The organism is Nocardia uniformis NBRC 13702 (genome assembly GCF_001613345.1).
GTDB lineage: Bacteria > Actinomycetota > Actinomycetes > Mycobacteriales > Mycobacteriaceae > Nocardia > Nocardia uniformis.
The window spans coordinates 1-9,897 of the sequence record NZ_BDCE01000094.1 but is presented as its reverse complement, the minus strand read 5'-3'; the positions used below and the strand labels follow the sequence as shown (position 1 = coordinate 9,897).

The 9,897-nt window shown below is 68.1% G+C and carries 7 protein-coding genes; 4 read left to right on the top strand and 3 right to left on the bottom strand.

Annotated features, from left to right (window positions below; genetic code table 11):
* The first annotated feature begins 278 nt into the window (after positions 1 to 278).
* Entirely contained in the window at positions 279 to 1,898 is a 1,620-nt protein-coding gene (locus NU1_RS43895; RefSeq protein ID WP_157553417.1) for a tetratricopeptide repeat protein, read from the top strand.
* Positions 1,899 to 2,280: 382 nt separating this feature from the next.
* Here the strand turns inward: NU1_RS43895 and NU1_RS34565 are convergent, their stop codons facing one another.
* Together NU1_RS34565 and NU1_RS34560 are read right to left on the bottom strand one after the other, a co-directional pair.
* Positions 2,281 to 2,790 (bottom strand): GNAT family N-acetyltransferase, encoded by a 510-nt coding sequence (locus NU1_RS34565; RefSeq protein ID WP_067528113.1) that lies wholly within the window; start codon positions 2,788 to 2,790, stop codon positions 2,281 to 2,283.
* 36 nt (positions 2,791 to 2,826) lie between these two features.
* Positions 2,827 to 3,141, bottom strand: coding sequence for an ArsR/SmtB family transcription factor (locus NU1_RS34560; RefSeq protein ID WP_067528111.1), 315 nt, complete (start codon positions 3,139 to 3,141; stop codon positions 2,827 to 2,829).
* Positions 3,142 to 3,234: 93 nt separating this feature from the next.
* Here NU1_RS34560 and NU1_RS34555 point away from each other — a divergent pair, with 93 nt between their 5' ends.
* Positions 3,235 to 4,431: an MFS transporter gene (locus NU1_RS34555; protein ID WP_157553415.1), complete on the top strand. Its 1,197-nt coding sequence runs from the start codon at positions 3,235 to 3,237 to the stop codon at positions 4,429 to 4,431.
* Positions 4,432 to 4,575: 144 nt separating this feature from the next.
* On the top strand, positions 4,576 to 5,976 hold the full coding sequence (locus tag NU1_RS34550; RefSeq protein ID WP_245720448.1) for a pentapeptide repeat-containing protein: 1,401 nt from the start codon (positions 4,576 to 4,578) through the stop codon (positions 5,974 to 5,976).
* Positions 5,977 to 6,081: 105 nt separating this feature from the next.
* Here the strand turns inward: NU1_RS34550 and NU1_RS34545 are convergent, their stop codons facing one another.
* Positions 6,082 to 7,245, bottom strand: a complete 1,164-nt coding sequence (locus tag NU1_RS34545) for a PQQ-dependent sugar dehydrogenase (protein ID WP_084522085.1) — start codon at positions 7,243 to 7,245, stop codon at positions 6,082 to 6,084.
* Positions 7,246 to 7,783: 538 nt separating this feature from the next.
* Between NU1_RS34545 and NU1_RS34540 the strand changes: the two genes are divergently transcribed.
* Entirely contained in the window at positions 7,784 to 9,778 is a 1,995-nt protein-coding gene (locus NU1_RS34540; protein WP_245720447.1) for a M23 family metallopeptidase, read from the top strand.
* Positions 9,779 to 9,897: the final 119 nt, after the last annotated feature.

Genomic DNA, 9,897 nt, shown 5'->3' with positions numbered 1-9,897 from the left:
CACCCGGCTGGAACCGTCACCCCCGCTCTCAACTCGGCTACGTAGGCCCCGAGAACAGCAGTTGCCCGCACCCCAGAAGTTTCGTTCCCGCAGAAGGCGAAACCCGCCGCCACCCCATAGCCCGGACCGACTCCACGATATTGTGGCCGCAACACGGTGCGCCCGCTCCGAGAGATCTTGTCCGCCATAGCCGTGTACGGATCAGCATCACCCATCCATCGCGCGATCGGCTACCTGTGAGCTAGTGTCAGCGGCCGGAGTGCACGATCGGGAGAGGGATGACTGAAACCTCGCGGGTGCTGGAAAGAGCACGCGCCGCAAGTGATCTCGGGCGTTTGGATGAGGCTCGGGAAATGATCGCCGGGGCACTGGTGGCCGAGCCGCATGATCCCGGGCTTTTGGGACGAATGGCCGAGATCGCTTATCGGCGTAATCAGGTGGACGAGGCGCTGCGGATGGCCGGGTTGGCCATTGCGGCCGATCCGGATCGGGTCGATGCGCATTTGACCGCGGCGCTGGCGTTCGAAGCGTCGGCGCGAGTGGACGAGGCGGTTCGGCACGCACGGATCGCCATTTCGCTCGAACCGGATAATGCGCGTGCGCTATTGGTGTTCGCGGGGGTGCTGTCGCGCGGGTTCGGACCCAGCGACGGGGAGCGCGGGGAGGCGCGGACCGCCGTGGTGCGGGCCCTGCGGCTCGAACCCGGCGCGGAGACGCATGCGGCGGCGGCCGACCTCGAACTCGAATTCGGCGACCGCATCGCGGCGGCCAAACATGTCGCGGACGGGTTGGCGCTGAACTCGCTGCATCCGGATCTGATGATGTTGCAGGCCCGCCTGGATGTGTGGCGGGGGAGTCCGCTGGGGGTGGTGCGCGGGCTGCTTGCCTCGCGGCCCGGCCAGCTGCCCGCCCGGCAGCTGCTGGCCGCAACTACCTGGCGCTCGCTGCTGCGTTTGGCCGGGTGGGTGTGGGCCTGTGCGGGAATCGTTGCGCTGGCGTCGATCTGGGCTTCCCCGGGGACGCTGAGCTGGTTGACACCGGCACTGTGCGCCATCATTCCCGTGGCGTGGCTCGTGGTGCTGCGGACGCTGAGCCGTCAACTGCCCGAGGGCTATCTGGTGCGGCGGGTACGTGGTCGTCCGGAAGCTGTTGCGGGACTGGCAACTCTGGCACTCGCCGGCTCGATCGCCGTGCTCGCGACACTGCTGCTGCGGATGGGCTCGTCCGTCGACTCGGCGCGCACCGGCTACCTGCTACTGGTCATCGCTGCCGCCGGTGCCGGACTCGGGCACGGACTGCTGTTCTGCTCGTGGATGCGTCGCAACGGTGGTGAGGAGAACTCCCTCGGCAGCTTCGCCTACGCGGCCAAACGCTTCGCCATCGTCGCGGCCCTGGCCCTGATCGCCGTCGGAGCCGTTGCGGGACTGTCGGATTGGTCCAACGAACCCGCCGCCTGGACACTCGCCGCCGTCGCCTGCCTCGCCGTCGGCACCCTGGCGGTGGAAATGCCCCTCGCCCTGGCGGTCGTGGCGCGGCGCAGGCGGCAACGCCGCATGGGCGCGATGCTGGTAGCCCTGTGCACCCCGCTGATCGTGTTGGCGGGCGCCGGATTCGCCTGGTCCGCCGCACATATCGGCTCCGCGGACTACAACGACACGGAGCGCTCGCCGAAGCCGACGATCCAGCGCCCGACCACCGTCGCCCCGACCACCACGACGGTCAAGGTAACCCCCACCCCCTCACCCGAACCGCCGCCCGCTGAGGTCCCGCCGCCCCCGGAGGAGCCCGCCCCGCCCGCGGAGGGCATCGCACCACCTCCTGAGGGGGTCGCGCCACCTCCCGAGCCGCTACCGCCACCACCCGTGGAAGAGCTGCCCCCGCCCCCACCCCCGGAGTGAAGGCGAGGGGAACTACGGGTGGCGGCCTCGCGCACAGGGCCGCCACCCACTCCCCTGACCGTGCACACATCGACCGCGGCGCCTCATGATCGCGTGGAGATGCGAGCGAGACGTCCGAGCCGGACCTCCGGCGCTTCCGTCGAATACTTCACGTATTGGGGACTGAGCGGCGAGGACTCCCGACGAGTTCGGGGTGTGACGGTTCGCATCGCCAATCTCGTCCGTGGGTGGCACCGAACGGCTGTCGAGCTCGTGTCTGTGGGCTGGGTGCGGGGCTGACGCGGTCCCCGAGCGAGTTCACTCACCGGCCCATCGCAGCCAGGAGTTGGTGGCGGTGGTCTCTCACAGGATTCCGCCACCGGTTTCCGCTGATCGTGCTCGGCTATACCAGTTCGCGACGCATGGCGATGCGGGGCCAGCGGTCCAGGCCCACCTCGGACTCGTGTGCCCGGATCTTGTAGAGGTCCGGGGTGAGTTCGTCGTCGCGGAGGCGGCGGAAGCCCAGGCGCTCGTAATACGGTGCGTTCCAAGGGACTTCGAGAAATGTGGTGAGACTCAGGGCGGGCATGCCGGTGGTGCGCGTCCACTCGGCCAGGTGATCGATGAGCGCCTTGCCGATGCGACGGTGAGCGAAGTCGGGGTGTACAGATATCTGGCTGATGTGCTCGGTATCGTCGGCCTGCGTGCTGATGACGTACGCGATGGGGTTGTCATCGTCGTCTACGGCGACCCAGGCGCGTCCGGCGCGGCGGTATTGGTCGAGCACGTCCAGCGAGGGCGGGTCATCGTCGGCAATCTCGATCATGCCCAGGGTGCGGAAGGGTTCTCCGGCCGCGATCTCGATCTTCTGGAGCTCGGGAAGGTCGTCGGCCGTGGCGGCACGAATACGCATTGTCCGACCGTAGCGCGAAAATGGTGGTAGGCACCGCTATTTCTGGGGGCGACTCGCGGCGGTGAGTATGGCCTCGAGCAGGCCGGGGAGGGCCGCGCCGACTTCCTCGGTGCGCAGGCGGACCCAGGTCTGGCCGTCAACGGTCGTGCGTTCGATAATGCCGGATTCGCGCAGGATCCTGAAGTGGTGGGCGGCGGTCGATTTGCTGATCGTGTCGTAGAGGGCGCTACAGCGCAGGGGGCCACCGGCTTCGCCCAGGCGGCGCACCATTTCCAGGCGGACCGGGTCCTGTAGCGCGCCGAGCACCGCGGGTAGCGGAGCCACGGTGGGCGGCGCTTCGGTGTCGGGCATGAGCTACCTCACTCGGGTTTGCGGTTTGACGATTATCGAACCGGGAGTAGGGTCAGGTTCGATCACAATCAAACTTACCTGATGGGGGCTTTGATGGCAGCGGATGTTGCGGTTCGGGCCGAGCGGGGCACGCAGACCTGGGCATACGCGCTCGTGCTCGCCGCCACCGGCGTGGCACTCGGCGTATCCGGGGTACCGGCCCCGCTCTACGGCATTTACGAGCAGGAGTGGCATTTCACACCGCTCACCACCACCCTCGTCTTCGCGACCTATGCGATAGCGGCATTGGGCGCGGTGCTGGTTTCCGGGCGCATATCCGATTCGGTGGGCCGAAAGCCGGTGCTGCTGGGTGCCTTCGGCATCATGATCGCCGGACTGGTGGTGTTCCTGCTCGCCGACAATGTGGCCATGCTGCTACTGGCGCGAGCGCTGCACGGTGCGGCGGTCGGCGCGACCGTGGTGGCGGGTGCGGCGGCCCTGCTCGATCTGCGACCCAAACACGGTGCGCGGTCCGGGCAGCTGTCCGGTGTGGCCTTCAATGTCGGTATGGCGGTGGCCATTCTGGGATCGGCGCTGCTGGCGCAGTACGCGCCCTACCCGCTGCGCACCCCCTACGTGGTGATCACCGTGGTGTGCCTGGTGATCGGCGTCGGCGTACTTGCGCTGCGGGAACCGCATACCGCGCGCGTCGTGGGACCCATCAGGATCGTGAAGCCGTCCATCCCGCAGGAGATTCGCGGTGACTTCTGGTTCTCGGCGCTGGGTGTCATGGCGGCGTGGTCGGTACTGGGCGTACTGCTGTCGCTGTACCCGTCACTGGCCGCCGCCAAGACCGGCGTGCACAACCTCGTCTTCGGTGGCGCGGTGGTGGCCGCGACGGCCACCGCGGGCGCGATGACGCAGTTCTTCGCCACCGATATCCCCGCCCGCCGCGCCGCCATAGTGGGCGACGCCGGGATGGCCGTCGCCCTGGTGCTCACGATTCCGGCACTCGGCACCCACAATTGGGTCGTGGTGCTGGTGGCCGGTGTGGTGTTGGGCGCGACCTTCGGCCTCGGCTTCGGTGGTTCCCTGCGGCATTTGGGCAATGTGGTGCCGCAGCACAAACGCGGCGAAACCATGTCGGCCTATTACCTGCTGGCCTACTCGGCCATGGCGCTGCCGACGGTTCTGGCCGGATGGGCGGCAACCGAGTGGGGACTGACCACGGTGTTCCCGTGGTTCGTCGGCGCGGTCGCGCTCGCGTGCCTGGTGGCGGCGGGGATGGGGCTGCGGCGACAGAACGCCTGAACTGGTTCGGCGACCGGAGTTGCTCCGCGCGGAATGCACTGTGCCGGATCACCTATTCCGCCTCCCGCTGCGGTCTGCCGGTTCCCTCGCTACCATCGCGCTATGTGGCGGTGGGGGTGGTTCGTGGTTGGTTTCGGGCGTGGAATGCGTCGTTCGGCACTCTTACTGTCGGTTCTGACAGCGGTTTTCGGTGGTCTGGCCATTGCGGCGCTGACCTGGTGGTTGCTGTGGGTACTGCTCGGCGCTGAGGCGGAAACGCCGAATCAGCTGGACCTCACCAAGATCGCACTCGCGGTGACGGCCGGCGTCGGTGGTGCGGTGGCGCTGGTGGTGGCCTATCGGCGGCAGCGGGATCTGGAGCGCGGACGGTTCGCTGAGCTGTTCGGGGCGGCGGCCGGTCAATTGGGTGCGACCGATGTGGCGGTGCGTATCGCGGGCGTCTACGCCATGGCCGGTGTGGCGGACGAGTTCTCGGCTCCCGGGCGGCGCCAGCAGTGCGTCGATGTGCTGTGCGGGTATCTGCGACTGCCGTATGTGCCGAATGAGGGCGCCAACCATCTGGTCAGCCGCACCGAGCGGCTCGACGAGGACGGGGCGGGAGTCGAGCGGACCTACCAGTACCGGCAGAACGACCGCCAGGTGCGCGACACCATTGTGCGCGTCATGGCCGAACACCTGCGCTACAGCGCCGAATACTCCTGGTCCACCTGCGACTTCGACTTCACCGACGCCGTCTTCGAGAATGCCGACTTCCGGTACGCGGTCTTCGCGGGCCGCAATACCCGCTTCGTCGATGCCACCTTCCTGGCCACCCGCACCACGACATTCGAGGGTGCGCGGTTCCTGGGCAAGCGGGTCACCTTCCGCGGCGCGACCTTCCGTGGCCGCGCGACGTCGTTCCAGCGCGCCGTCTTCCGCCCCACCCGGGTGGGGCGCTCCGAACGCGGCGGCACCGCGACCACTTTCGCCGACGTCACCTTCGCCAGCCTGGTCACCTTCGATGCAGCCGTATTCGCCGGTGCGCGCACCACATTCGAGCGCGCCACCTTTACCGGTGACCGCACTACCTTCGCTGAGGCCACTTTCGCCGCCGCACTCACCTCATTCGGCGCCGCGCTGTTCGACGGCGACCGCACCTCCTTCGCGGGAGCCCAATTCACCGGCTCCCGAATCGCTTTCACCGGCACCCGTCTCTACTCCCAGGGCACCAGCTTCGACGGCACCGGCCTCGGTGTGCGGCCGCGCTGGCGCACCGGCGGCACTCAGGAGATCGACTTCACCGACGCCGAATACCACGGTGCGGTGTCCTTCGCCGATGCCGTCTTCGAAGCCCGCACCGTACTGTTCACCGGTGGCGATTTCTTCGGCGAAATCTCCTTCCGCCGTGCCGGTCTGCACGCCCGCGAGGTCAGCTTCGACCGGCCCAAGGCCTGGGTGGGCACACAATTCGACTGGGATGACACCCCGGCCGCGAAGCCGGACAATGTGACACCGGCCGCGTGGCCGCCCATTCCGCCGGAACGACAGCCGGACTCTTCGGACTAAGGGGCTGATCAGAAGTCCGGTGCGTAATGCCCCTCGTCATTCCGGCGTGCTTTTGGCCGGAATCCACACCCGACAGGCCGCACCGCACAGTGCGGATGCCCGCGGTCAGCGCGCCGGGAATCGGATGATGCGGTCGTCGCCGTCGCGGATATCGCCCCGCCCATCGGTATTCGACGTCGTTAGCCACAGCGCCCCGTCCGGTGCCACCTCCACCGTGCGCAACCGTCCGAGCTGATCGGTCAACCGTGCCACCGGTTCTCCGAGCGAACCGTCCCGCAGTGGCACCGTCCACAGCCGCTCACCCCGCAGCGCCGCCACATACAGTGTGTCCCCGGCAATGGCGATACCCGACGGCGATGCCTCCGCGGGACTCCAGGTCAGCAACGGGTTGGTGTACCGCCCGCCGTCGGTATTCGCGTCCCCCTCCACCGCGGGCCAGCCGTAATTTCGGCCGGGTTCGATCAGATTGATCTCATCGAACCTGTTCTGGCCGAACTCGGCCGCGAACAGCCGTCCCGTCGAATCCCATGCCAGCCCTTGCACATTGCGGTGGCCGAGACTGTAGACCGGCGACCCCGCCGTGGGGTTACCCGGCGCGGTCTGCCCGTCGGGCGTCAACCGCAGAATTTTGCCGTTCGGGCTGTCGAAATCCTGCGACAGCTCCCGCCGATTCGCATCCCCCGTGCCCACATACAGCATCCCATCGGGCCCGAAGGCAATCCGCCCACCATTGTGGTTCGACGCCTTCTCGATCCCGGAGTACACCACCTCCGGCTGCCCATCGAGCCGGAACCGCACAATCCGATTGTCATCCGCCGCCGTGAAATAGGCATACACGTAACCGTTTTCGCCGTACTCCGGTGACACCGCCAACCCCAGCAGCCCACCTTCCCCGCCCGCCGCCACCCCGGGCACCTCGTACACCCGCTCGGCCGGTGCCCCCGGTGTCACCCGCAGAATCGCCCCGGTATCGCGCTCCGCGACCAACGCCCCGCCCTCCGGAAGGAACGCCAACCCCCACGGCGTGTCGATTCCCCGCACCAGGTCCGCACCGGCCTCGAGATCGGGCACCCCCGACGCACTGCTGGCCGCCGTCGTACTCGCCACCGTCGGCGGTCCCGAACTCCCCGCATCGTCACGACCGCAGCCCGACACCACGCCGAGCACCAGGCAGGCCACGGTGAGGGTGCGCAGCGCGACGGGATATCCGGCCCTGCTCGAGCAGTGCCGTCGCGGTCGATGACTCAGGGGAACGGATGCGCGACGCATACCCCCATCCTGCGCCGTCGGGGCGGCAAACGCCCGGAAGATCGGCCAGGAGATGTTCGGCGGCATGGTCGAGGCAATCGACTCCGGGCGGTCACCGACCCCGTGTGATGGAGAATTCCGCCACCGGACGGTGACTTGCCACCGCCCAGCGGGATTCGTTCGCCGCCGCACCTCCGGAGCCGGGCCGCCCGAGCTCTCGGACGCGGCACGAAGATTGCGGAGTACCACACTCCAATCCGGTTGCCGTGGTGAACTATTCGCCGCAGTCGGACTGTGTACACCTGGACATTCGCCCGTTGGATCGCCAGAGGCGCGCCGCGGCCGACCACACCACCGGCGCACCCCGGACACTCCGACGATGTGCTGCCCGGTCGTCGCCGAACATGGCAGAATAGCCAAGCGATCGCGCCCGATCTTTCGCGCCGAAGGAGCATGACCGAATGCCTCGATCAGTGCCGTGCACCGCGTCGTTCGTCGGCGTACCGGTGTCGGCGGTCGTGGTCGATTCGGCTCCCGCGCAGGGTGTGAGCGCTCCGGCGTGAGTCTCAACCGCCTGGTCATGATTGCCGGCGGGCTGGTGGTTGCCCTGCTCACGCTCGTGCTGGTGGTGGTGCTGCCCGCCAGCGAAGAGGACTGTGCGCCCGGTATGCCCACCATCGGGACCGCGACAGCTGCTGCGGCGGAACCGAATTGCGCCGCCACCGGATCACCGGCCGAGGACGGACTACAGGACGGTGCGCTGCGCGCATTGCGCTGTGTGGTGGCGCGTTTCGGCATGATGGATATGCGCGGTCGCGTCACCGACGACGCCTTCGGCGACCTGGGCACGGGGCGCGCGGTCGAATTCATTGTCGGATCGGACGGTATCGGGCAGGCCAGGGGCGATGCCATCGTCACCTTCCTACAGGAGAACGCCTCCATCTTCGGCGTGGAGTACCTCATCTGGAAGCAGCGCAGCTGGACCCCCGAGGCGGCGGCCGCCGTGCGCTGGAAGCCCCTCGAGGATCGCGGCAGCGACGCGCTCAATCACCTGGACCGGGTGCAGGTCACAATCAAGGACACGCCGACCACCGCGTCCAGCAGCACGGTGCAGCCGAGCGTATCGCTGGCCGCCATGCCCGGACCGGTCAATGCGGCCGGAGGATTGCGACCGGGCAGCGACCGGACATTCCCGCTCGCCGCAGGCACTTTCAGCGTTTCCGATATCTTCGGTTCGCGCGGCGGCGGACACCACGGCGTCGACCTCGCCGCCCCCTCGGGCACCCCGATCTACGCCGCCGCCGACGGGCGCGTGGTGGCATCCGGCCCGGCCTCGGGCTTCGGCGGCTGGGTGGTCATCGACTCCCTGGACGAGTCGGGCCAGCGGTATTCGACCGTCTACGGGCATATGTACCTACCGCAGATCTACGTGCGGGTCGGCGATGCGGTCAAAGCCGGACAGCACATCGCCGATGTCGGTTCCGCCGGTGAATCCTCGGGCCCACACCTGCATTTCGAGCTCGTACCCGGCGGTCGCATGAGCGGCGGCAAGCCGGTCGATCCGATGCCGTGGCTGTCGGGCGGGTCCATGCCCACCGTCACCGCCCCGGCACCGCACTGCGATAACGGATTCGGTAGTCCCGGCGGCAATCTGGCCGGTGGCAAGGTGCCCCCGGAACTCGAGGTCTGGTACCGCCGCGCCGGATCGCTGTGCCCGCAGATCGGCTCCTCCCTGCTGGCCGCGCAGGGCCAGGCCGAATCCGGATTCCGCCGTGGCGCGGTCTCGCCGGACGGTGCCCAGGGCATCGCCCAATTCATGCCCGGCACGGCCATATCCACCGCGCCCGATGGCCAGCCCTACGTCATCGACGCCGACGGCAATGGGGTGGCCAGCGTGTGGGACGACGGCGACGCCATCATCGGCCAGGGCCGCTACATGTGCGCCCTCGCCGATAAGATCCAGGGCTGGATCGACAATGGCACCGTGCAGGGCGACGTCACCGAACTGACCGTCGCCGCCTACAACGCCGGTGAGGGTTCGGTACTGGCGTCGGGCGGTATGCCGAACCAGCATCCCCGCCACTTCACCGAAACCCGGCCCTACGTCGCGCGAATCATGGCCGCCGAGGCCGGTTTCCGCAGTGTCGGCAGCGGCGGTCGCTTCGTACCCGATGCGACCGAGGATCTGGGTCCGCAGATTGTCGAGGCGGCCCACGAATGGCTCGGCACCCCCTATGTTTTCGGCGGCGGCGGACCCCAGGGGCCGAGTAGCGGTGGCTTCGACGAAGCGGGCTTCACCTCGGCGGCGGTCTCGGCCGCCAGTGCCGGCACCATCACCCTGCCGACCACGGTGGAGCAGCAGTGGGAGATCGGCGTCGAAGTGCCGCTCACCAAGGCACAACCCGGTGACCTGGTGTTCGGCGACTTCCAGGCCCGTGGCCCCGTCACCGTCGGCATCTACATGGGCGGCGGGTCGATGATGTCCACGAAGGCCAACGGCACGGTGGAGGAAACTCCGGTACTGGGTGATATGCGGGCACGTCGTATCGGGTGAACACGGTCCGGCCGTGACACGTGTGAAGGCAGGTACCGACCGTGCATTCGATACGACCTTGCCGGATCGGCACAGGGATGCACGATCACCGGGGCTGAGGTCGATGCGGTCTGACCGCC